Raw genomic sequence first — 23,195 nt, forward strand, 5'->3', positions numbered from 1 at the left:
GCATGAACCAGACGATCAGCCAGACCAAGCCGAAAAGCCTTCTCTACCTCGATGGTGTCTCCGTCTCCTTCGACGGGTTCAAGGCGCTCAATTCGCTCTCCTTCGTGATCGAACCCGGCGAGCTTCGCGCCATCATCGGCCCGAATGGTGCAGGCAAGACGACGATGATGGACATCATCACCGGCAAGACGCGGCCAGACGAGGGGCAGGTCTTCTTCAAGGGCGATATCGATCTCACGCAATGCGACGAAGCCGAAATCGCCAATCTCGGTATCGGCCGCAAGTTCCAGAAGCCGACGGTGTTTGAGAGCCATACCATCTGGGACAATCTGGAACTGGCGCTCAACCGTAGCCGCGGGGTCTTCCCCACGCTGTTCTACCGGCTGACGGCGGACGACAAGACGCGGATCGAGGAGATCCTGTCGACCGTCCGGCTCAGCGCGAGGCGCGACGATCTTGCCGCCAACCTGTCGCATGGACAGAAGCAATGGCTGGAGATCGGCATGCTCCTGGCACAGGAGCCGGAGCTGCTGCTGGTTGATGAGCCGGTGGCCGGCATGACGGACGCGGAGACGGCCGAAACGGCTGTGCTGCTCAAGGAGATCGCGAAGACCCGCTCGGTCGTCGTCGTCGAGCACGACATGGGGTTCATCCGCGAGCTTGGGGTCAAGGTCACGTGCCTTGCCGAAGGCTCGGTACTGGCTGAAGGGTCGATCGATTTCGTCAGCAGCGATCCGAAGGTGATCGAAAACTATCTCGGCCGCTGATAGTGGCCACTCGCCAACCGCCCAAGGGAAAGGACGCCTCCATGCTGAGCGTCGAAAACGTCAATCTCCACTATGGCGCGGCACAGGCGCTGCGCAATGTCTCGATCGAAGCATCAATGGGCAAGATCACCTGCGTGCTTGGGCGCAACGGCGTCGGCAAGTCGAGCCTGCTCCGGGCGATCACCGGGCAACACCCGGTCAGCGCCGGGGCGATCGCCTTCAATGGGGTGGCGCTCGGCGGTATGGCGCCCTATCGCCGTGCCAAGGAGGGCATCGGTTACGTGCCGCAGGGCCGCGAGATCTTTCCGCTGCTGACCGTCAAGGAAAACCTGGAAACCGGTTATGCGCCGGTGAAGCGCACGGACCGTTCGATACCGGAGGACGTCTTCAACCTGTTCCCCGTGCTCCGCTCGATGCTGGGGCGGCGCGGCGGCGATCTCTCGGGCGGTCAGCAGCAGCAACTGGCGATCGGCCGGGCGCTCGTCACCCGCCCGCGCATCCTGGTGCTCGACGAGCCGACCGAGGGGATCCAGCCGTCGATCATCAAGGATATCGGCCGGGCGATCCGCTATCTCCGCGATTCCACCGGCATGGCGATCCTGCTGGTCGAGCAGTATCTCGATTTCTGCCGCGAACTGGCGGACCAAGTCTACATCATGGACCGCGGCGCCGTCGTGCATGAGGGGCCGCCGGAGACGCTGGATACGGTCGAGGCCCGACGCCATCTCACGGTCTAACCGTGCTCAGCCACCATATTCGATGATGGCGAGCCCGGCATTGTAGTCGGTGGCGTAGATGATCCCGGTGGCATCGACGAAGACGTCGGCCGACTGGATGACGCGGGGGCGGCCTGCGCGCCGGTCGGTCATTTCGGTCGGCCCGGCCGGAACCAGCGCGCCGGTTTCGCGCGGGTGGAAGGGGTCGGTGATGTCAAAGGCGCGAATGCCGGCATTCTGCCAGGTGGCGAAGATCAGCGTTTCCGAAACGAAGGAACCGGGCCGGTTTTCGTGCAGGTTGTGCGGCCCGAAATGCCCGCCCTTGGCGACGTAGTCGGCTTCCGAGGGAATGGGGAAAGTCGAGATGCTGACCGGGTTCGCGGGCTCGCGGATATCGAAGATCCAGGTGTGCTTGCGGCCGTCTTCCTCGTGGTCGAGCACAGCCTCGTCGGCGACCACGAGCAGATCGCGACCGGGGAGCGGCAAGGGCGAGTGCGTTCCGCCGCCAAACGGCGGCGACCAGTTGCGGTGGGCAATCAGCTTCGGGTTGGCGTGGTCCTTGATGTCGAGGAGGGTCAGGCCACCGTCGCGCCAGCAGGCGTAGGCGGTGTCGCCCGACACCAGCGCATGGTGGAGCGCGTAGCGCTTGCCATCAGGTGCATTCGATGTTTCTCCCGCCGCCTTGTTCATGCCCGGCAGCCACCAGCGACCGACAATTTCCGGCCGGGTCGGATCGGCCATGTCGATGGTGACGAAGATATAGTCGGCAAAGCCGTCGAACAGCGCCGAGGCAAAGGCATAACGGCCGCCGACATACCAGAGACGGTGGAAGCCGACGCCGTCGATGTTCAGTTCGCCGATCTTGCGCGGGCGGTCGGGAACGGAAATGTCGAACACCGACATGCCGGCGCTCCAGGCGCGTTTGTGGCCGCTGCCGGCAACGGTGTCACCGACCGATTTGGTGTAGTAGGTTTTCTCGTCGGCAAAGGTTTCGACATCGGCAAACAGGTCGAGCGCATTGATGACCAGCAGCAGATCGTCATGGGTCTGCAGGTGGATGTTCCAGGTGTTGGGCGGTGCCGGCACGTAGGTGACCGCGCCCGGTTTTTTCGGATCGCGCACGTCGACGATCGAAAACCCTTGAGACCAGGGATGGGCGACATAGGCAAATCCGCGATGCACCATCAGTTGCAGACCATCGCCGCGCCCGCCGATCGGCGAATGGCCGATCAGTTTCATGTTGTTTGTGAAATCGGGCGTGGGAAGGTCGATGCCGCTCATGGTCTTTCCTGTCTTGGTCATTGAAAGAGCGCCGCGCCGATCAGCGCGGCGCTCTTCCTTCAAATGGAATTAATTGGTGGCGGTGGGGATCCACTCGGCAGTCGCCGCATCGCTCTTGCGGAAGGCCGGAAATTTCTCCTGCAGATCCTCGATCGTCTTGATCTCGCCCTTGGCGAGATCGTCACGGGTGACGAGCGTCGGCTGCAGCAGCACCGACTGGCCGGGGAACTGATCGGCGATTGCGAGCGAAACCGCACGCACCGAGACTTCGCCGACGACGGCGGCGTTGGTGGCAGCCGTTGCCTGCCAGGCGCTGTCGGGCTCGTTCATCAGCTGGATGTCTGCGGTCGAGATGTCGACGCCATAGATCTTCACCCTGCTGGCAACGCCCAGTTCGTCGATCGCGAGTTTCACGCCCTTGGCGAACTCGTCCCAGGGGGTGAAAATGACGGAAATATCCGGGTTTGCGGTCAGCACGGCCTTTGTCTGGTCGGCGACGGAAGCCGGAACCGTGTCGTTGACGACGCCCCAGGTGGCCTTTTCCGTCAGGTTGTGCTTGGCGACGAAGTCTTTCCAGACGGCGTAACGGCGGTCGAGCGGTGCGAAGCCGGCGACATAGACGGCGCCGCCGACGAAGCCGTCGCCCTTGTCCTTGACAGCCTGCTCGAGCACCAGTCGGGCCATGTCCTTGTCGCTCTGCTCGATCTGGGGGATCTGCGGATTGTCGAGGTTGACGTCGTAGGCGACGACCTTGATGCCGGCGTCGAGCGCCTTCTGCGCCACGTCCTTCAGCACTTCCGGGCGCCCGTTGTTGATGATGATGCCATCGACGCCGAGGTTGATCGCCTGCTCGATGAGGCTGCGCTGGGTGTCGTTGTCGTTGCGCGCCTGTGACACCGTCAGGTTGACGTGCAGGGCATCCGCCTGGCGCTTGACGCCGGCCTCGAAGGCCTGCAGCCAGTCGCCGCCGCCGAGGAAGCTGACGACGGCGATGTCGACGTCGCCCTTGTCGAACGGGCTAGGGGCGCCATCGATGCCGGCGGAAAAGACAGGGCTCGCCACCAGCGAAGCGGCAACGAGGCCACCGAGAAGCGTGCGCGTCAGATGTTTCATGGTCAATATCCTCACTCTGTTTGAAGGGATGGTCAGCGCGCCTGGCTGCGGCCGAGGCCGTAGGTAAGCGCGAGCGCGCCGACGAGCACGGCACCCTTGACGAAGTCCTGGGTGTAATAGGGGGCGTTCAGCATCGTCAGGCCGTTGAGAAGAAGGCCGACGAAGACGGCGCCGACGATGGTGCCGAAGACATTCGGGCGGCGCAGGCCGAGAACGGCAAAGCCGATCAGCGCGGCGGCGACGGAATCCATCAGCAAAGAGGCACCTGACGAGACGTCGCCGCGACCGACCCGGGCAGCGACAATGATGCCGCCGAGCGAGGCGAGCGTGCCCGAAAGCACATAGGCCAGCGTCTTCAGCCGAGGCACCGAGGCACCGGCGAGCCGGGTTGCAAGCTCGTTGCCGCCGGTCGCAAACAACAGGCGGCCGAGGCGGGTGCGCTCGGTCAGCACGAAGAGGACGATCGCGACAAGCGCCATGATGACGACGGGGGCGGGCACGACGCCGAAGAAGCTAGAGCGTCCGATCAGCAGGAATGCCGGATCGTAGGCACCCGTTGCCGTGGAGCCGTCGGGAAGGATCAGCCCGGCCGAAATCGAGCGCCCGGCTGTCGGGATCAGTTGCAGGCCGGTCAGGAGAAACATCATCGCCAGTGTCGCCAGCAGGTCGGGTACGCGCAGGCGCACGATCAGGAAGGCGTTGACGAGGCCGACCAGCGCGCCGAACAGGAGCACCAGCGGCACCGTTTCGTAGACGCCGAGGCCCCAGACGATCATCGAATAGCTGGCGGCCATGACACTCGATGCGGCGACGGCCCCGATCGACAGGTCGAAGCCGCCGACGGCAAGGGTGAGCGTCACGCCGGCGCCCAGGATCGCGACGACGGAAACGGCCTGCAGAATGCTCATCAGGTTGGTGACGTTGATATAGGCGGGCTGGGCGATCGCGAAGCCTGCGACCATGACGATGAGCAGAATGAAGACGGCGCTGGCGCGGATGGCGGCGCTGACGCGTTCACTGACCGGGCTTTGGTTTTCGCTGTTGATGGTCGTCATCCGTCAGGCCTCGATTGCTTGCGCCGACTGCCCGGCTCTGAGAGCCGGCGTCAAAGTGTGGTGGTCGATGATCAGAATTCGGTCGGCAACTTCCAGCGCTTCTTCCGGGTCCGACGTGGCGATCAGGGTGGCGCGCTCGGTGTTGGCGCGGATCGCGGTGATGATGTCGTGACGGGCGCCGACATCGACGCCCTGAAAAGGCTCGTCGAGCAAAAGCACGCGGCTTGGCTCGGCATTCCATCGACCGAGGATCACCTTTTGCTGGTTGCCGCCGGAAAGTGACGTCATCGGCGCCTCGGGACCGCTTGCCTTGATACCGAGTGTATCGATGGCGTGCTGCGCCTCTTGTTTTTCGCGTGAACCGAGGAGGAAGCCGAGCGGATACCACTTCGCGAGATGCGGCAGGCTGATCGTCGGCGCAAGATTGCTGCCCGGCCAATCGGACGGCATCAGCGACGAGCGGTGGCGATCTTCGCCGGCCATGAAGATACCTGACTGGATCGCATTGGTGGGCGTGGCCGGTCGGTAGGTCTTGCCGTCGAGCCTCATCGTGCCGGCTGCAAGGGGCCGCGTACCAAAGATTGTCTGCAGCAAACGGCTCTTGCCGGCGCCAAGCACACCTGTGACGGCGACCACTTCGCCGGGATGAAGTTTGAGGTCGAACGGAGTGCTGCCGGCCACGAGCTGGACACCGGCCAACTCCAGCACCGGCGCGCCCTGAAAGGAACGCGCATCCGGCCGGGCGGCGCGCAAGGGGCGGCCAATCATCGTCTCGACGGCGCGATCGAAGTCGATGGGTCGGGCGAATTCTCCAACAACCGTGCCGCCGCGCATGACGACGGCGCGGTCGGCAAGGGCATTGAGGTCGGCAATGCGGTGCGAGATGAACAGGATCGCCAGGCCGTCGTCACGGAGGCGCCTGAGGATCGTGTAGAGCCGCTCGGACTCTCGTCCCGAAATGCTCGCTGTCGGCTCATCCAGGATCAGCAGAGACGCTTGGCGCGACAGGGCGCGGGCAATGGCGACGAGCTGACGATCGGCTGCCGTCAAATCGGCAAAGTCCCGGTCCAGCGGCAGTGCGAACCCGGCGTTCTCAAGCATGGCCGCGGCCTTGCGGCGAACAGCGGAACGGCTGAGGAAGAAGGGGGCCGAACCGTCGGCATACGCATGCAGCAGCAGTGCGTCGGCGACGGATAGCCCCGGCGCTCCGACGCGCTCGGTCGACTGGTGCACGGTCACGACGCCCGCTTCTGTCGCCTCGGCAGGCGAGCGGGGAGCATAGGCGCGACCCGCGAGCGTTATCGTTCCGTGGTCGGGTGTCAGCGTTCCCGCAAGCGCATTGACGAGGGTCGATTTTCCGGCGCCGTTTGCGCCCATGAGAGCGACGATTTCGCCGGAGCTAATCTCAAGGGAGGCTCCGGCAAGCGCCTTCGTTGGCCCGAAAGCATGGGCAAGTCCGTCGATGCGGAGGAGGGGCATTGCTAAACCAATTCGTCACTGCGCGGCAATCAAGGTCGAAAAATATGCATTTTCAGTAGATAAGAACAGCGCAACAAACGAAAGCGGGTGCCAAACATCCGCTAATATGTCGCAAAAATATCCCTGGCTTGCGCAATAATCGGAATATTCATCCGAAGGCGTTCCTCAGCCATTTCATCTTCGGCGGCCCGCTACGCAACTTCTGCCGCCAGACCGGCCGTTGTGAGCAAGGCGTTCCTCTGGAGGCTTAGGGATTGGAATGTCTTTATTGTACATGAAAATTGTAGATTATACCATGATGTCGACGGCTGATGGTCAGCTGCAAGGGTTGAGATCAACAGGAGATCGACAATGCGGTACGGTTTGAAACGCGCGACGACAGCGCTCATGGCTTTGGGATTTGCGGGGGGTGCTTCGGCTGCAGGGCTGGACGGCGCGCCGGCGCCCTTCGACAAGGGCGGAGTGAAGGTGGCGCTCATTTCCTACATTTCATCGGGTGATTTCTTCCAGGCCTATCAGGCCGGAGCCGAGGCGCAGGCCAAGGCGCTCGGCATCGATCTGCGCGTCTTTCCCGGTAAGCAAAATGCTGCGGAACAGCGCGAGCAGGTCCAGCAGGCGATCAATCTCGGCGTCCAGGGCATCGTCGTCGACCACGGCCTGCCGGAATCGCTCGGCGATGTCGTGCAGCAGGCGGTCGATGCGGGTGTGAAGGTGGTGGCCTTCGACGTCAATCTGAACAATCCTGCCGTGCCGCAGGTGGAACAGAGCGACCATGAACTGGCGCGGCTGGCGCTGGAGCAGGCCGTCAAGGATAACGGCACGAGCTTCAAGGCCGGTTACGTCTATGTCGCCGGCTTCGCGCCGCTCGACCGTCGCAATGAGGTCTGGGACAAGTTCAAGACGGACAATCCTGAGGTGGTCGAGAAGGCCCGCTTCGGCAATGTCAGCGACACCACGGCAACGAGCACGGCAGATCAGGCAAAGGCCGCGTTCTCGGCCAACCCGGATATATCGGTGGTCTTCGCCCCCTATGACGAGTTCGCCCGTGGCGTGAAGCTCGCAGCCGCGGATCTCGGCATCACTGACAAGTTGAAGATCTACTCCGCCGATGTTTCGACCGCCGATATCCAGGAGATCGTCGAGGAGGGTAGTCCCTGGGTGGCGACCGTTGCCACCAACCCGGCGGTTGTCGGCGCGGTCTCGGTGCGTGCTGTGGCACTCAAGATCGCCGGTCAGGATGTGCCGAAACAGATCCTCGTCAAGCCGGCGCTACTAACCCAGGAGGCCCTGCGCCAGGCCGGCGTGAAGACGATCGAGGATCTGGCGGCGAAAGTCCCGGCTTTCAGCGCCAGTGACGCGGTCACTGCCGACTGGATCCCGGCGAAGCTTTTTTGATCGTGTCGCATCGTCATTTGGGTTGAAGCAACCCGTCTGCAAGCAAATCTTTGCTTCGTTGCCTTGAATTCGACAATAAAATTCACAAAATCTATGCAGAAACTTACGTAATTTCTTGAGAGTGACCCGGTTTGGGTGTATGGCATCTTAAGTGAAACAGTGCGGCCGTCAAAACCTGTTGCCTCCGGTGATACCAACGTCGGTGCGGAACGGACTTGTGGCGGCCTTTGTGTTCAGGAAAGCGAAGTGCAATGTTGACCAAGAAGGGTAAATACGGGCTGAAGGCTCTTGTCGACCTGGCTCAACTGGAGCCCGGCGAAACCGCATTCATCACCGAAATCGCCACCCGCAACAATATTCCGAAGAAATTCCTCGACGCGATCCTGCTCGAACTTCGCAACGCGGGCATCCTGCGCTCGAAGAAGGGTCCGGGCGGCGGCTATTCGCTTTCGAGACCAGCATCCGATATCCGCATCGGTCAGGTCATCCGCACGCTGGACGGGCCGCTGGCCCCGATCCGCTGCGCCAGCCGCACCGCGTTCGAAGCCTGTGATGACTGTTCCGACCCGGTCAACTGTCACGTGCGCAAATCGATGAGCGACGTGCGTGATGCGGTGGCGTCGATCCTCGACAATATGACGCTCGAACAGTTTGCAGCCAACGACAACGGCACCGAGATCGTCGCGCTCAGAGACGCCGAAGTGGGCTGACGTTCCCAAGATTATGGGCCGTCTTGCCGGCGATCACGGGTAGGACTTTCCCGTTCGCCGGTCTGAGTTGAAAATCATTTGCTGTTATTGTCTATAGAATACATGCACTATTCTGCCTCAATCACATGGAGAGGCGAATGAGCAACGTGCATTTCCTCCGGGAACCCGAACCGGCCAATACCGAACAGGAAGAAAAGCGCCAGCATCTGTTTGCGCAGGCGACCGAGCTTTCGAGCCAGTTTGCGCAACGCGGCGCCGATCTTGATCGCCTGGGCTTGCCGCCACGCGACGAAATCGAAGCGCTGCGCCAAGCAGGTCTGCTGACGGCACTGCACGCCCCGGAAATCGGCGGAGCGGGCTTGAGCTGGCTTGATGGGTTGCGTCTCGTCCGGATCATCTCGCGTGGCGAAAGCTCTATCGGCCAGCTGCTCGGTTATCACTATGTCAACAGCCAGTATGTCTACTGGGCGGCTGCCGATGCGAGGCAGGCCTGGGTGCTTGGCGCCGAGACCGTCGAGCGACAACTCTACTGGGGTGCTGCCGTCAACCCGCGGGATCCCGGACTGGTGCTCGAGCGGCGCGGCGGCCATTATGTCCTCAACGGTCGCAAGACGTTTTCGACCGGCGCGCATGTTTCCGATCGCATCAACGTCAACGCGACGCTCGAGGGCAAGATCGCCAATTTCGTCGTGCCGACGGATCGTCCGGGTTACGTCGCCCATGACGATTGGGACAATATCGGCCAGCGCCTGTCCGATAGCGGCAGCGTCGAGTTTCGCGATTTTCCGGTCTACGACCGTGATTTCATTCTGCCGCTTGCCGAACCGTTCGATCCGCCCCAGGTGCAGGCGACGTTTAACACGCCGCTGATCCAGCTGGTCTTCGTCAACTTCTATCTCGGCACGGCGGAAGGCGCGCTGGCCGCGGCACTCGACTATGTCAGAACCACGACGCGTCCCTGGATCACGTCCGGCGTTTCACGCGCCAGCGAGGACGCCCACATTCTCGAACGTGTCGGCGAATTGCAGGCCGCTTTGAAAGCGTCCGTCGCACTGGCTGACGTGGCGGCAAGTGCGGTCGAGGCCGCGCTGTCAAAGGGCAGGTCCGTGACCGAGCGTGAGCGTGGAGAAGCTGCGATCGAGGCCTATGCCGCCAAGGTCAACGCCACCCATGTGACGCTCGATGTGACGGCCAAGGTCTTCGAACTGATGGGCGCGCGCGCCACGGCCGCTCATTATGGTTTCGACAGATATTGGCGCAACGTCCGCACCCACACCCTGCACGACCCGGTCTTCTACAAGGCGCGCGAGGTTGGCGACTTTGCGCTGAATGACCGTATCCCGGCGGTCAGCCTGTATAGCTGATCGAATGCAGCGCGGCCGGATCGTAAATATCGCGCATTGCCAAACGAAAAGGACCGCCCGAACTTTCCGGGCGGTCCTTTTCGTTTGGCCTAGGATTTGGCGGATCTCAAAGCAACGGTGTTGTTAAGTCACGGTGTCAGAGCGCGCCGTTCTTCGGCGGCGTGACGCCGTTCAGGTGGTAGTTGCCGACGACGTGATACTTCCAGCGCACGGGATCGTGCAGCGTGTGGGTGCGGGCATTGCGCCAGTGCCGGTCGAGATTGAGACCTATGCGGGTGGATGAAGTGCCCGCGAGTTCGAACAGCGTGTTGCTGGCTTCGAGAGCGATTTCTGTCGTCAGAACTTTGGCGGCGGCGACGGCCAAAGTTGCCTCGATGACGCTTTCCTCGGTGCCGTTTATCTGGGCGATATCGACCTTCTTGCCGGCGCGCTCGACAATGGCGGTCGCCGCCTCGAGACGGATCGCAATCTGTCCGACGCGGGCGATCGTCAGCGGATCGTCCGCCGCCCGTTCGACGCCGCTGTCCATCCAGGGGCGCGCACGGTTGCGCACGAAATCCAGCGTTTCGGCGAAGGCGGCGCGCGCGATGCCGAGATCGATGCCGGCATGGATGATCTGGCCGACGGAACCGATCGTCGTCGGCCGTTCGAAGCCGCGGTGGTGGCGCACGACTGCGTCGGCCGTCACGTAGACATTCTGCAGCACCGTGGTGCCGCTGCCCGTGGTGCGCTGGCCAAAGCCGTCCCAGTCGTCGATGATCTGCAGGCCCTCGGCGCTGCGTGGCACGAAGGACATGGTGAGTTTCTCGTCCGGATCGAGCGCGAACACCACAACCCATTCGGCAAAGAGCACGCCGGTCGAGTAGAACTTGCGGCCGTTGAGGCGGTGCCCGAGACCGTCAGGCGTCAGGCGGGTGGCATAGTCGCCGACGGTTTTCGTGTCCTTCTCGGAAAGCGCATTGCCGAAGCGGTCGCCGGCGAGCGCTCGCCCGAAGAAGAATTTCTTCTGCTCTTCCGTGCCGTCGGTGCGCAGCGCCTCTAGGATATAGAAATGGTTCTGCGGGATCTGGCCGATCGAACTGTCAGCCTCCGACAGGATGGCGGTAATCTCCGCCAGTACCGCGTTGGAAACGTCAATGCCGTCATAGTCGGATGGCACGGTGATTGCGAGCAGCCCCGATTGGGAGAGGGTGTCGAGTTCGTCGAAGGGCAGGATCCGGTCGGTGTCGCGCTCGTTTGAGCGTTTGGCAAATTCGCGCGCGAGGTCTCGGGCGATTTGCAGCGCCTCTTCCTCGCTTGCGATCCGGTGTGCCGAGAGCTTTGTCTTCTCGGAAAGCTGCGAGATCGTCCCCATGTGATTGCTCCATGTCGATAGTGGCGCATATCTGTGAATTATCTAGCGTCGTCAGGTAAGATCGTATATTCTATGGAATATGTGGATATTAGTTTTTCGTTCCTCACACTTTGATGAATGGTCGGCATTTTCAAGCCGGTAGCGAAAAACGAGGCGCAAAACGGCTGCCGATCGCGCATGGCATCCATCTACTTGAACGTCGCACCCGCAAGAAAAGTCGAAAAAGTTGGCGGTCGCTCGGAACCATTGCCGCACTTTTGCATTTCGCCATGGCCTGCAGTCTACCGATTGTGTGGTCGTCAAAGTACCGGCCACACGGCACGATGACAAATACATGCTGACAGTATTGGCCATTCGCGTTTCCCGGCCTTAACCACTGAAGGAGACACAAATGACGAATTTGCTGCCCGCTCTTCATGAAGGGCATGCCTCCATCATCCTGCAAAATCTCTTTCGAGATGCGCTTGAGGCCTATGATGATTGGGGCGAGGGGATGCCTGAACCCGTGGTTTCGTTTGAAGGCAAGTTGCTGCCGATCAGGGTCGTGTTCGACTGGATGAAACCTTGCACCGACATCATGCCTGCAAACATGATCGGCATCGTCACCGATCGGTTGAGCAAACCCTGGATTGGCGACGGTCCACTCGATGCGATGACGTTTTCGACGGCGGCGCGCGTCATGTCCGTTCTGACCAAGCGGCAGTTGCGTCGTTACGGCCGAGGTTCGATCGAGGTCTTTGCCGAACGTTTCAAGCCATCTCTGCACGTCGACGTCTGACCGGCGAAGCAATCCAAACGGGCCGGAGAGTGCAGGCGTGCTCTTCGGCCCGCGCATGGATCCTTTCCTCTTCATCCGAACCGTGCACCCGTTGGCGGCATCTCGCCGCGCCGCCGCTGGCTGCAGGCAAACCGAATACCGCTTCCTAGTTCCTCCGCCTTTTCGTAAACACAAAAGTGACGACGGCGACGGGGATGGTGGGTCGGCATGAATTTTCGACAATTGGAAGTGTTGCGCACGCTGCTTGCCACCGGCTCCACGATTGCGGCGGCAAAGACCATGGGGCTCAGCCAGTCCGGTGTCAGCCGCCTTCTTCAGCAGCTGGAGGAGGATCTGTCGCTGACGCTGTTTGCCCGCGACAAGGGCCGACTGATCCCGACGCCGGAGGCGCTCAAGCTGTCGGAGGATGCCGAGCATATTCTGCTCGGGATCGATCGCTTCACCAATCTCGCCCAGGATCTCCGCAGCGGCGCCGTCGGCCCCGAGGTCGTGCGCATCGGTCTGCCGAACAGCATGTCGGAGAGTTTTGCGCCGGCGATGCTGGCAGATTATGCCAAGGATTTCCCAGGCGTGCGCGTCGAAACCTTTTTCGATACGACCGTCGCGATCGCCCGCCTCGTCGAACAACGCGTCATCGATTTCGGCTTCCTGCGCTATGAGGGGCAACTGAGCGCCAGCCTCGAGATGCAGCCGGTGGCGGGCGGCGTCAGCGTCTGCGTCATGGCGAAGAACCATCCATTGACGGCACTCGACCATGTCACCCCGAAAGAGCTTAGAGGCATACCGCTGATCCTGATCGGCCGCCGCCGGCCGACCCGGGTCATGCTCGACGAGATCTTTCGCAAGGCAGGCGTGCCGCAGAAGGTCAGGATCGAGACGCACAGCAACAGCTCGGCCTGCGCCTACGCGGCCCACGACCTGGGCGTTGCGATCATCAGCAGCTTTTTCGCCAATTTGCATCGGCATCTGCCGATCGAGATCCGGAGTTTTTCACCGCATCTGACGCAGGACTTCGGTGTCGCAACCGCTGCAGGCGTGCCCCTGTCGATTGCTGCGCAGGCGATGATCGATTGCCTCAAAAGACAAGTCGCCGCTTCACAGCAGCCGTGAGCATCCAAATCGTCGGGACAGATGTGCTGCAATTGGCAAAATGTCGGGCGCGACACTACATTGCCTGTTCATGCGATGAGAGAGTGACGAGACCATGTTCCAGGCAGCCGCAATCGACACCGGCGACAAGACCGAATTCTACAGGGAGCTGGCGCAACAACTCGAAGCCCTGCTGCAGGGTGAGCCCAATATGATTGCCAACGCCGCCAACACCTCGGCGCTGATGTTCCAGACGATGCCCGGTCTCAATTGGGCCGGCTTCTATCTCCTCGATACCGATGACGAACTGGTGCTCGGACCGTTCCAGGGCAAACCAGCCTGCGTGCGCATTCCGGTCGGTCGCGGCGTCTGCGGCACTGCCGTGAAGGAAGGACAGTCGATCCTCGTAGAGGATGTGCACGCCTTTCCTGGGCACATCGCCTGCGATGCTGCGTCACGCTCCGAACTCGTGGTTCCTGTCTGGCGTCATGGGAGGGTGTTCGGCGTCATCGATCTCGACAGTCCCGAACCCGCGCGCTTCGACCGCGACGATCAGGCCGGGATCGAAAAACTGGCCGCGATCTTCGCCGCGGCGATCGGCTGAAGGTGCTTGCCGTGTGTCAGGGACTGACCGCCTCTTGGCCTTGATCACGCAATGACAGATATCCAAGATGCCGTTGCGCCCACCGCCGAGTCCGAGACGCATGCGCGCGTCGCCCGCAAGATCGACATCGTCGTCATTGGCGCCGGACAAGCGGGCCTGTCTTCGGCCTACCATCTCAGCCGGCTTGGGCTGTCGCCGCAGATGCAATACGTCGTCATCGACCGGTCGCCACAGCCGGGCGGCGCCTGGCAGTTCCGCTGGCCGTCGCTGACGCTGAGCACCGTCAACGGCATTCACGATCTTCCCGGCATGAAATTCGCCGATGCCGTCGACACGAGCAAGGGCGAAGTCCACGCCGCCGTTGCGGTTCCGCAGTATTATGGCGCCTACGAGAAGGCATTCGACCTTCCGGTCCGGCGGCCGGTTGCCGTCAAGGTGGTGTGCGAGCGGGGCGAACGGTTCAGGGTCGAGACGGATGCCGGCGTCTATGCCGCCCGCGGCATCATCAACGCCACCGGCACCTGGGAAGCGCCCTATATCCCGCCCTATCCGGGTGCCGACCTTTTCAGGGGTCGCCAGTTACACACCAAGGACTACCGGACCGCGGATGCGTTTGCAGGCCAGCGCGTGCTGGTGGTCGGTGGCGGCATCTCAGCGATCCAGCTGCTCGACGAAATATCGCAGGTGACGTCGACCACCTGGGTCACGCGCGAAGAGCCTGCGTTCCGCGAAGAGCCGTTTACGCCCGAAGTCGGGCGCGCGGCGGTCGCTATGGTCGAAGATCGCGTCCGCCGTGGCTTGCCGCCGGGCTCAGTCGTCTCGGTGACCGGCATTCCGGTGACGCCGGCGGTTCTTGCGGCCCGTGCCCGCGGTGCGCTCGATCGCCAGCCGATGTTTGCCGAGATCACCGAGCGTGGTGTTCGCTGGCAGGACGGACGCGAACTCGCCGTCGACGTCATTCTCTGGAGCACCGGCTTTCGAAGCGCGCTCGACCATCTGGCGCCGCTGCAGCTGCGAAATACCGACGGCGGTATCCTGATGACCGGCCGTCTTGCGACACAGGTGGCGAAGGATCCGAGAATTCATCTCGTGGGTTATGGCCCGTCGGCGTCCACCATCGGTGCAAACCGGGCAGGCGGTGCCGCCGCCCGCGAGCTCGCCGAACAGCTTCATCTGCTCTGATCACCCGCTGGTGCAATCTTCGGGTATCGGCGTTGTCACGCTGTAAGGGGACTGCCCGGCCCATTCCGCCACGTCACGGCGCTGACCAGCGGCGATAGGCTCCGATATCCGCCCAAAAATACCGCTTGAGCCGGACGTTGCGTCATAGCTTAGAGGTGATTCCCAAGGGCGCTTTGAAGAGCCGGGCGCCGAGCCAAGGCGGCCGAGATTGTGGGACAATACTCCTGTCGACGCGGCTTGATGCTCAGGGCATTTCGCGTTCACCAGGCAGCGCACCGGAGATTTCGTCTGGTCGCCCTCGAAGGTGATGCGAAGGATAGGGTTGCGGATGATGTTGCAGGCAACGCCGAAGAAGCGCCGACCGGCCGCCATGACAGCGCGGTTTATGGTTGCCGTCATCGTCATCGGCTTGTTCACGGCCGGTATCGCATCTGCGGTGAGCGCCCGGACACCGCGGGGCGGCCACCGGTTTCCCGACCTTAAGATCGGTCTCAACATCCGCTGGTGACGTAAGCCGGCAGCCGTAAGCGACCATGGTGCTGCGGACCCCACAGCCCTGATTCCAGGTTGCCGGCGTTCAATTTCCCTTCGCTGCCGTGGAGCGTGATGGCGTGATCGACCGTGCCGCGGCGCGACCGGCGTCTGGTCTCGCATGAGGCTGCGAGTGGATCGGTCCGTTGACCGAACCAATGTCATCCCTTCGTCATAGAGCTATGACGAATCCTCATAATATTGCGCAGTTTTTTCCATTCGATCATAGTCATGTCAAGAAAAGCCGGCAGGAGGGCCGAATCGCGATGTCGCGCCAGGCTGTTCTCAGTACGGGGAACCCATGATCAAATTCATTCTCAATCGTCTCGTGATGGCGATACCGACGATCGTCATCGTCTCGATTGCCGTCTTCACGCTCATCCGTCTCATTCCCGGCGATCCGGCCGCACTGATGCTCGGCGATATGGCCGAGCCGCAGCAGATCGCCGAAATGCGCAGCGTGCTCGGTCTCGACCGCAGCATTCCCGAGCAGTTCGTCATCTGGGCCGGCAACATCCTGTCGGGCGACTTCGGCCGTTCGATCATCACCGACGAGCCGGTCCTTCACCTGGTGCTGAGCCGCTTCATGGTGAGCGCCGAGATCGTCGTCATCGCCGTGTTCCTGGCAAGCCTGATCGCGGTTCCGGCCGGCGTCATCGCCGCATGGCGGCAGAACAGCCTGACGGACCTGGCTCTGGTCGGCACGGCCACCGTGCTTCTGTCGATCCCGACCTTCTGGCTCGGCCTGCTGCTGCTGCTCGCCTTCGGCCTGAAACTCGGCTGGCTGCCGGTGCTTGGTTACGTACCGATTTCGGAAAACTGGACGGCGGGCCTTCTCTACCTCGTCCTGCCGGTCATGACGCTGGTCATCCATGAAATGGGCGTGATCATCCGCATGGCACGCGCCTCGACGCTGGAAGTCCTCCGGCTCGACTACATCACCCACGCCCGCGCCAAAGGCCTGTCGGAAAGTGCCGTTCTCTGGAAGCATGCCTTCAAAAATGCGTTCGGCCCGACCTGGACGATGATCGGCCTGATCCTCGGAAACCTGCTCGGCGGCATCGCCGTGATCGAGACGGTCTTTACCATCCCGGGGCTCGGCCGCCTGATGGTCGACAGCATCTTCCAGCGCGATTACCCGGTGATCCAGGGCTGCCTGCTTTTGGTCGCCTTCTCCTATGTCGTCGTCAACCTCGTGGTCGACCTTCTCTATCCTCTCTTCGATCCGCGGGTGGTGGCAGAATGAGAAAGCTCACTTTCAACGGCGTCATCGGCGGCGGCCTCATTGCCGCGCTCGTCATCACCGCGCTGATCGGCGTGTTCTGGACGCCCTACGATCCCTCAGCACTCGGCTTTACCTCGCGTCTGGCAGCGCCCGGTCCGCAGAATTGGCTCGGCACCGACGAGTTCGGCCGCGACGTTGCCAGCCGGCTGATGATCGGCGCCCGCGCCAGCGTCTGGATCGGCTGTCTGACGGTTGCCTTCGCCGTCGTCTGCGGCACGCTGATCGGCCTTGTCAGCGGCTATGCCCGCGGCTGGGTCGATGGCGTCATCATGGCCGTCAACAACGCGTTGCTCGCTTTTCCGGGCATCCTTCTGGCGCTCGGGCTACTCGCGGTCTTCGGTGCCAACCAGTACGGCATCATCTTCGCGCTCGGTATCGCCTACACGCCATCGATGGCGCGCGTCGTGCGCGGCGCCGTTCTGTCGCTGCGCGAACGCGAGTTCATCGAGGCCTCTCGCGTCATGGGCAATGGCGAGATCTACACCATGCTGCGCCACATCCTGCCCAACTGCCTGGCACCGATCACCGTGCTTGCGACCTCGATGTTCGGCTGGGCCATCCTGTCGGAAAGTGCGCTGTCGTTCCTCGGCCTCGGCGTACCGCCACCAGCGCCGACCTGGGGCAACATGCTGGCTGCCGGTCGTCCGTTCATCGAGCAGGCCGTCTGGCTCGGCTTCTTCCCGGGTCTCTGTATCGCGCTGACATTGCTCGGCATCAACCTTCTTGGCGACGCGCTCCGCGACAAGCTCGACCCCCGCATGCGAGGCCTGAAATGACCGGCAGTTCCCTTCTCAGTGTTCGCGACCTGTCGCTGGCCGTTGCCCACAATGGCAACCAGGTGGTGAAGAATGTCAGCTTCGACGTCGGTGCGGGCGAAATCGTCGGTATTGTCGGCGAATCCGGTTCCGGCAAGACGCTCGCGACCCGCGCCATCATCGGCCTGATCCCGCCGGCCGTGCGCCACGCCGGTGGCACGATCAGCTACCGCGGGCGGGATGTCCTGTCGATGAAGGACCGCGATCTCAGGCAGTTGCGCGGCGGCGAGATCGGCGTCGTGTTCCAGGAACCGATGACCTCGCTCAACCCGTCGATGACCATCGGCCGGCAGCTGGAAGAAGGTCTGATCCTGCATACCAAGAAGAACGCCGACGAACGTCGGGCCGCCATTCTCGACATGCTGAAGCGCGTTGGCCTGCGCGAGCCGGAGCGGGCGCTCGCCGCCTACCCGCACGAGTTTTCCGGCGGCATGCGCCAGCGCATCATGCTCGCCTCCGTCATGCTCTTGAAGCCGGCTCTACTGATTGCCGACGAGCCGACGACGGCGCTCGACGCCGTGGTGCAGCGCGACGTCATGGAGCTGATGGTCGAACTCACCAAGGCGGAAGGCACGGCGGTTCTGCTGATCAGCCACGATCTGCCGATGGTGGCGCGCTACACCAACCGTTTCGTCGTCATGGAAAAGGGCGTGATCGTCGAACAGGGCACGACCGTGGATATCCTCAGCGCCCCGGAACATCCCTATACCCGCAAGCTCCTGTCTTCGCTGCCGTTTCGTGCCGCACCGCGCAAGCTCGATATGTCCCGGACGCCGATGGTTTCGGCGCGCAATATCGTGGTCGAATATCCCGGCCGCAAAGGGCTTTTCCGCAAGCAGGCGCCGAAGCGCGCGCTGCACGGTGTTAGCGTCGACATTCATGTCGGCGAAGTCGTCGCCCTTGTCGGCGGCTCCGGTTCGGGCAAGACGACGCTCGGGCGCACGATCGCCGGTCTCGTCCAGCAGACCGAAGGCGAAATCCTCTTCCAGGGACGTGAGCGCAGTGCCGACTGGCGCGATTACAGGCTGAATTGTCAGATGGTCTTCCAGGACCCGTATTCCTCACTTGACCCGCGCATGAGCATTCAGGCGCTGGTCGAAGAGGCGCTGCGGCTGGTTCCCGATCTCGACGGCGCGGCCAAGCGCAAGCGGGCATTGGAAACGCTCGAAGAAGTTGGCCTTGGCGGCGATTTTTCCAGCCGCTATCCGCACGAGCTTTCAGGGGGCCAGCGCCAGCGCGTCGCCATTGCGCGGGCGATCGCCCGGCGGCCGAAATTCCTGATCGCCGACGAACCGGTCTCGGCGCTCGACGTGACGGTGCGCGCGCAGGTGCTCGAACTCTTTTCCGACCTGCAGAAACGCTACGGCTTTTCCTGCCTGTTCATCAGCCACGATCTCGGCGTCGTCGAGCAGGTCGCCGACCGGGTGATCGTCATGCAGGACGGCCGCATCGTCGAACAGGGCGATCGCGACCGGATTTTCGACCAGCCGCAGGAGGCCTATACGCGCAAGCTGCTTTCGGCGATCCCGGCGCTCGACCTCAACCAGACGGGCGGCGTTACCCTCAAATGGCGCCTGGAGGCCTGATATGACTGTCGCGACCAAAACCGCCACCATTTCCGAACAGCTTCACGCGATTGCCGACGCCCAGCCGTTCATCACCCGTTTTCTCGTCCGCAACCTCCAGACCGGCGAGGCCATTGGTCGGGGTGAAAACGAAGAGACGCCGTCGGCCAGCACGCGCAAGACCTCGATCATGATGGCGGCGCTGAAGGCGGCGCATGAGGGCCGGCTCGATCTCGATTCAGCCATCACCTACGAGGAGCGGCTGAAGCACGAGGTCGCGAGCGGCATGTTCCGCTACATGACGCCGGGCATCGTCATTTCGTTGCGCGACGCCATCGTTGGCATGATGGTCTTGAGCGACAACGTCTGCACCAAGATGGTGCTGGAGCGGCTGACGCTGGAAGAGGTCGACAGCTACTGCAAGGCGATCGGCATGGCCGGCACCCACCACCGTTTGCTGATCCCGCCGCTTGGCCTCAAACCCGACCATTCGCTGGGCGAAGTCACGACGACGACGCCTGGTGACCAGATCCTGCTGCTCGAACTGATCCTCGCCGCTGAGGACGATGAGGCCGCCGCTGCCCGTCTCGGCACCTCAGTCGAGCTCTGCCGCTTCGCGCTGCAGACCCTGAAGAACCAGGTGCTGCGCTACGGCATCCGTTCGCGCCTGCCTTTCGAGGCGGTTGTTGCCAGCAAGTCCGGCCGCGGCAAGCGCGGGCGAATGGATACGGGCCTCGTCTATCGCGACAACAGGCCGCTCTACGGCATTGCCGTCTTCACCGACGCCGTGCCGCATGTGATGGCCGACGGTACGCCCGGCTACACCATTGCGCTCGAAACCATCGGACTGTTGTCCAAGGCCTGCTGGGACGCGTTCTGAGCCGAAATCAACCGCAACAAACCAACAAGAAACAACTGGAGAAGAGTGGAACCATGAAGAACATTTTCCTTGCCGGCACCATGCTGATGAGTGCGATCGGCTTTGCCGAAGCGCGTGACCTCGTCGTCGCGCAGAGCTCCGATATCCGCAGCAACGTTCCGGGCGTCAACCGCGACGGCAACACCGATTCCGTGATCTTCCATATCGTCGAGGGCCTCGTCGGCTACGCCGAGAACGGCGAGGTCAAGCCACTCGTTGCCAAGAGCTTCGAGGTGTCGCCGGACGGCCTGACCTATACCTTCAAGCTCCGCGATGACGTCAAGTTCCACAATGGCAATGCGGTGACGGCCGACGACGTCGTCTGGAACTGGAACCGCTACATGGCCGCCGACACCAAGTGGACCTGCGCCGGTGATTTCGACGGCAGCAAGACCAGCAAGGTTTCGGCCGTGACGGCCGTCGATCCGACCACGGTGACGATGACGATTGAAAAGCCCTCGGCGGTCTTCCTCGGCCTGATGGCGCGTCCGGAATGCGGCTATACCGGCATCATCGCCAAGGACTCCGTTGGCGCTGACGGCGCCTTCGTCGCGCCCGTCGGTACCGGCCCGTTCAAATGGGCCGAGTGGAAGAAGGGCGAATATGTCCGTCTCGAAAAGAACGAAGCCTATGTTTCGCCGGCCAATGACGGCAAGCCGGATGGCATGGTCGGCTCCAAGCGGCCCTTGGTCGACGGCCTCAAGTTCATGGTCATTCCCGATGCATCGACGGTGAAGACCGGCCTGCTTTCGGGTGCGCTCGACACCGCCGAAGTCTCCGCCGACCTGATCTCGGAATTCAAGGACAGCGAGACGATGCAGCTCATCGTCAAGCGCAACAACGGCAAGAACCTCCTGTACTTCCAAACGCGCGACAAGGTGCTGAGCAACGTCGCCGTACGCCGCGCCATGGCCGAAGCACTCGACCTCGACCAGCTGGTTGCCGCCGTCTCGAACGGAACCGGCGAGGCCAATGGCTCGATGGTTTCGGCAGACTCGATCTTTTATTCGGATGCCCAGAAGACGAAGATCCCGATGGACCTGGAAAAGGCCAAGAAGGATCTGGCGGATGCCGGCTACAACGGCGAGCCGATCACCATCATCGCCAACAAGCGCGGCAACGTGCCGAGCTTCCCGGCGGCCGTCGTCGCCCAGGCGATGATGCAACAGGTTGGTCTCAACGTGCAGATCGAGGTGCTCGACTATGCGACCCAGGTCGACCGTCGCCGCTCCGGCAACTACCAGGTGATTTCGCAGTCCGTGGCTCCGCGTCTCGATCCGGCGCTGATGTACAGCTTCTACGTCGGCAACAAGGACAAGAACGCCTCGCTGATGTGGGATAATCCGAAGGCGATCGAACTGATGAAGGCGGCCTATGTCGAGGCCGACCAGGCAAAGCGCCAGGCTATCTTCGACGAGTTCCACAAGCTGATGCTCGAGGAAGTCCCGGGGATCTTCATGTACGACATGGTCGACATCTGGGGCGCGACGAAGAAGCTGCACGGCGAGCCCGTGTGGCAGTCGAACACCCGGCTCTGGGAAGTCACGCTCGACGACTAAGGCGACGCCGGTCCCCCATTGCACCCTAAGTGGCGGCATCCGTGCCGCCACTCTCCACCTGAAGACAGAAATGCCAATGCGGCCGGCGCCATGTCGCCCGCAAGAGGAATATCTATGCCCCAGCCATCCGTCGTCGCCGCTCTTTCCGACATCGTGGAGGCGTTGAAGCCCGAATTCGCAGCGATGAGCGATGCGATCTGGGACTATGCCGAACTGAGCTTCCGCGAGCACAAGTCGGCGGCAACGCAGATAGCGATGCTGGAGAAGCACGGGTTTCGCATATCGCGGGGAACGGCCGATATCGAAACGGCCTTTACCGGCGAAACGGGCGAAGGCGGTCCGGTCATTGCTCTGCTCGGCGAGTTCGACGCGCTTGCGGGCTTGAGCCAGATCGCCGGTTTGGCCGAGGCAAAGCCCCTTGAGGACGGCGCCACCGGACATGGATGTGGCCACAATCTGCTCGGCACCGGGTCGCTGCTTGCGGCCGTCGCGCTGGCCCGTTATCTCCGCGAAAACAATCTACCGGGAACGGTCCGCTACTATGGCTGCCCCGGCGAAGAAGGCGGCTCGGGCAAGACGTTCATGGCGCGTGCGGGCGCCTTTGCCGATGTCGATACCGCACTCACCTGGCATCCGGCGCCGTTCAATGGGGTGCGTTCGACCAACAACCTTGCCGTCCTCGAAATCTACTATCGCTTCAAGGGGATCGCAGCACATGCTTCGAATGGCGCTCACCTTGGGCGAAGCGCCCTCGATGCACTGGAACTGATGAACATCGGCGTCAACTTCCTGCGCGAGCACATGCCGCAGGATTGCCGCGTGCACTATGCGATCACGGACGCCGGCGGCAAGGCGGCCAACGTCGTTCAGGCGAGGGCCGAAGCTCTCTATCTCGTACGTGCACCGCAGATGCCGGAAGCGCTGACACTGGCTGCCCGCATCGACAAGGTCGCCAGGGGCGCGGCCATGATGACCGAGACGGAGGTCGAGATCGTCTTTGATCGCGCCGCCACCAATCTCCTGCCAAACATCACGCTGGAAACGGCGATCCATCAGAATATGGTGGCGCTCGGACCGGTTCCGTTCGATGAGGCCGACCTTGATTTCGCGCGCGCGATCCAGAAGACCATGACGCCCGAAGCAATCTCCAGCAGCATCAGGCTTTACCAGATCAAGGGCGATGTCTTCTCCAACAGCCGCATGGACGGAACGAGCGGCCTGCACCTCGGTCTTCGTGATTTCGAGGGCCAGTCGCATTTTCGTGCCGGTTCCACCGATGTCGGCGATGTCAGCTGGGTGACGCCGACGGCGCAATGCTGGGCGCCTGCCTGGGCGATCGGCACTGCGCCGCACACCTGGCAGGTGGTGGCGCAGGGCAAGAGCCCGGCGGCACACAAGGCGTTCGCCCATGCCGCCAAGTCGCTGGCAACGACCGGCCTCGATCTCATCCTCGATCCGGACCTGTTGGCGCGCGCAAAGGCCGAGTGGCGGGAAAAGACCGAGGGCAAACCCTACCAATGCCCGATCCCGGACCATATCGGCCCCAAGCTCTGATCATCTGGCGACATTGCTATCTTGTGATCTTCCAGCGAAGCCGCCGCCCTCGGGTCGGCGGCTTTCTTGTTTCCTTCGCC

21 protein-coding genes are annotated in these 23,195 nt (G+C 62.4%); 15 read left to right on the forward strand and 6 right to left on the reverse strand.

The genetic code is table 11. The features are described 5' to 3' along the window. Positions 1-2 precede the first annotated feature (2 nt). Together urtD and urtE are read left to right on the forward strand one after the other, a co-directional pair. On the forward strand, positions 3-767 hold the full coding sequence (urtD, locus tag BLJAPNOD_RS30240; RefSeq protein ID WP_199566061.1) for an urea ABC transporter ATP-binding protein UrtD: 765 nt from the start codon (positions 3-5) through the stop codon (positions 765-767). 41 nt (positions 768-808) lie between these two features. Then, a complete protein-coding gene (gene urtE / locus BLJAPNOD_RS30245) occupies positions 809-1,504 on the forward strand; it encodes an urea ABC transporter ATP-binding subunit UrtE (protein WP_115422494.1) in 696 nt (231 codons plus the stop codon). Between the two features lie 6 nt (positions 1,505-1,510). On the opposite strand, the gene BLJAPNOD_RS30250 is transcribed toward urtE, so the two are convergent. From BLJAPNOD_RS30250 to BLJAPNOD_RS30265, 4 genes are all read right to left on the reverse strand, one after another. After that, positions 1,511-2,764, reverse strand: a complete 1,254-nt coding sequence (locus BLJAPNOD_RS30250; RefSeq protein WP_115422744.1) for a hypothetical protein — start codon at positions 2,762-2,764, stop codon at positions 1,511-1,513. Between the two features lie 69 nt (positions 2,765-2,833). Further along, a complete protein-coding gene (locus BLJAPNOD_RS30255; RefSeq protein ID WP_115422495.1) occupies positions 2,834-3,877 on the reverse strand; it encodes a substrate-binding domain-containing protein in 1,044 nt (347 codons plus the stop codon). Positions 3,878-3,909: 32 nt separating this feature from the next. Then, positions 3,910-4,932 (reverse strand): ABC transporter permease, encoded by a 1,023-nt coding sequence (locus tag BLJAPNOD_RS30260; RefSeq protein ID WP_115422496.1) that lies wholly within the window; start codon positions 4,930-4,932, stop codon positions 3,910-3,912. A 3-nt stretch (positions 4,933-4,935) separates the two neighbouring features. Beyond that, positions 4,936-6,411: a sugar ABC transporter ATP-binding protein gene (locus BLJAPNOD_RS30265; RefSeq protein ID WP_115422497.1), complete on the reverse strand. Its 1,476-nt coding sequence runs from the start codon at positions 6,409-6,411 to the stop codon at positions 4,936-4,938. 351 nt (positions 6,412-6,762) lie between these two features. Between BLJAPNOD_RS30265 and BLJAPNOD_RS30270 the strand changes: the two genes are divergently transcribed. From BLJAPNOD_RS30270 to BLJAPNOD_RS30280, 3 genes are all read left to right on the forward strand, one after another. After that, entirely contained in the window at positions 6,763-7,806 is a 1,044-nt protein-coding gene (locus BLJAPNOD_RS30270; RefSeq protein WP_115422498.1) for a substrate-binding domain-containing protein, read from the forward strand. 251 nt (positions 7,807-8,057) lie between these two features. After that, on the forward strand, positions 8,058-8,516 hold the full coding sequence (locus BLJAPNOD_RS30275; RefSeq protein WP_077505311.1) for an Rrf2 family transcriptional regulator: 459 nt from the start codon (positions 8,058-8,060) through the stop codon (positions 8,514-8,516). 137 nt (positions 8,517-8,653) lie between these two features. After that, complete coding sequence (locus BLJAPNOD_RS30280; protein ID WP_115422499.1) at positions 8,654-9,880, forward strand: acyl-CoA dehydrogenase family protein; 1,227 nt, start codon at positions 8,654-8,656, stop codon at positions 9,878-9,880. A 136-nt stretch (positions 9,881-10,016) separates the two neighbouring features. On the opposite strand, the gene BLJAPNOD_RS30285 is transcribed toward BLJAPNOD_RS30280, so the two are convergent. After that, positions 10,017-11,234: an SfnB family sulfur acquisition oxidoreductase gene (locus BLJAPNOD_RS30285; protein ID WP_115422500.1), complete on the reverse strand. Its 1,218-nt coding sequence runs from the start codon at positions 11,232-11,234 to the stop codon at positions 10,017-10,019. Positions 11,235-11,625: 391 nt separating this feature from the next. On the opposite strand from BLJAPNOD_RS30285, the gene BLJAPNOD_RS30290 reads away from it, so the two are divergent. From BLJAPNOD_RS30290 to BLJAPNOD_RS30305, 4 genes are all read left to right on the forward strand, one after another. Next, on the forward strand, positions 11,626-12,012 hold the full coding sequence (locus BLJAPNOD_RS30290) for a hypothetical protein (protein WP_077505305.1): 387 nt from the start codon (positions 11,626-11,628) through the stop codon (positions 12,010-12,012). Positions 12,013-12,219: 207 nt separating this feature from the next. Further along, positions 12,220-13,122, forward strand: a complete 903-nt coding sequence (locus BLJAPNOD_RS30295) for a LysR family transcriptional regulator (RefSeq protein WP_077505303.1) — start codon at positions 12,220-12,222, stop codon at positions 13,120-13,122. Positions 13,123-13,216: 94 nt separating this feature from the next. Beyond that, positions 13,217-13,705, forward strand: coding sequence for a GAF domain-containing protein (locus BLJAPNOD_RS30300; protein ID WP_115422501.1), 489 nt, complete (start codon positions 13,217-13,219; stop codon positions 13,703-13,705). Between the two features lie 51 nt (positions 13,706-13,756). Beyond that, the gene (locus BLJAPNOD_RS30305; protein WP_115422502.1) at positions 13,757-14,887 is read left to right on the forward strand and encodes an FAD-dependent oxidoreductase; all 1,131 of its coding nucleotides are present in this window, start codon (positions 13,757-13,759) and stop codon (positions 14,885-14,887) included. Here BLJAPNOD_RS30305 and BLJAPNOD_RS35255 read toward each other — a convergent pair whose 3' ends face one another. Beyond that, complete coding sequence (locus BLJAPNOD_RS35255; RefSeq protein WP_147294611.1) at positions 14,888-15,304, reverse strand: hypothetical protein; 417 nt, start codon at positions 15,302-15,304, stop codon at positions 14,888-14,890. A 415-nt stretch (positions 15,305-15,719) separates the two neighbouring features. Between BLJAPNOD_RS35255 and BLJAPNOD_RS30315 the strand changes: the two genes are divergently transcribed. The 6 genes from BLJAPNOD_RS30315 to BLJAPNOD_RS30340 all read left to right on the forward strand — a co-directional run bounded on the left by BLJAPNOD_RS30315 (position 15,720) and on the right by BLJAPNOD_RS30340 (position 23,115). Further along, the gene (locus tag BLJAPNOD_RS30315; RefSeq protein WP_115422504.1) at positions 15,720-16,664 is read left to right on the forward strand and encodes an ABC transporter permease; all 945 of its coding nucleotides are present in this window, start codon (positions 15,720-15,722) and stop codon (positions 16,662-16,664) included. Beyond that, positions 16,661-17,479 (forward strand): ABC transporter permease, encoded by an 819-nt coding sequence (locus tag BLJAPNOD_RS30320; protein ID WP_115422505.1) that lies wholly within the window; start codon positions 16,661-16,663, stop codon positions 17,477-17,479. The genes BLJAPNOD_RS30315 and BLJAPNOD_RS30320 overlap by 4 nt, the downstream gene beginning before the upstream one ends. Beyond that, entirely contained in the window at positions 17,476-19,104 is a 1,629-nt protein-coding gene (locus BLJAPNOD_RS30325) for an ABC transporter ATP-binding protein (protein ID WP_115422506.1), read from the forward strand. The genes BLJAPNOD_RS30320 and BLJAPNOD_RS30325 overlap by 4 nt, the downstream gene beginning before the upstream one ends. A gap of 1 nt (position 19,105) precedes the next feature. Beyond that, the gene (locus tag BLJAPNOD_RS30330; RefSeq protein ID WP_115422507.1) at positions 19,106-19,963 is read left to right on the forward strand and encodes a serine hydrolase; all 858 of its coding nucleotides are present in this window, start codon (positions 19,106-19,108) and stop codon (positions 19,961-19,963) included. A gap of 53 nt (positions 19,964-20,016) precedes the next feature. Then, a complete protein-coding gene (locus BLJAPNOD_RS30335) occupies positions 20,017-21,561 on the forward strand; it encodes an ABC transporter substrate-binding protein (RefSeq protein ID WP_115422508.1) in 1,545 nt (514 codons plus the stop codon). Between the two features lie 114 nt (positions 21,562-21,675). After that, positions 21,676-23,115, forward strand: coding sequence for a M20 family metallopeptidase (locus BLJAPNOD_RS30340; RefSeq protein ID WP_115422509.1), 1,440 nt, complete (start codon positions 21,676-21,678; stop codon positions 23,113-23,115). Positions 23,116-23,195 lie beyond the last annotated feature (80 nt).

This window comes from Ensifer sp. M14 (assembly GCF_003355565.1).
Taxonomy (GTDB): domain Bacteria; phylum Pseudomonadota; class Alphaproteobacteria; order Rhizobiales; family Rhizobiaceae; genus Ensifer.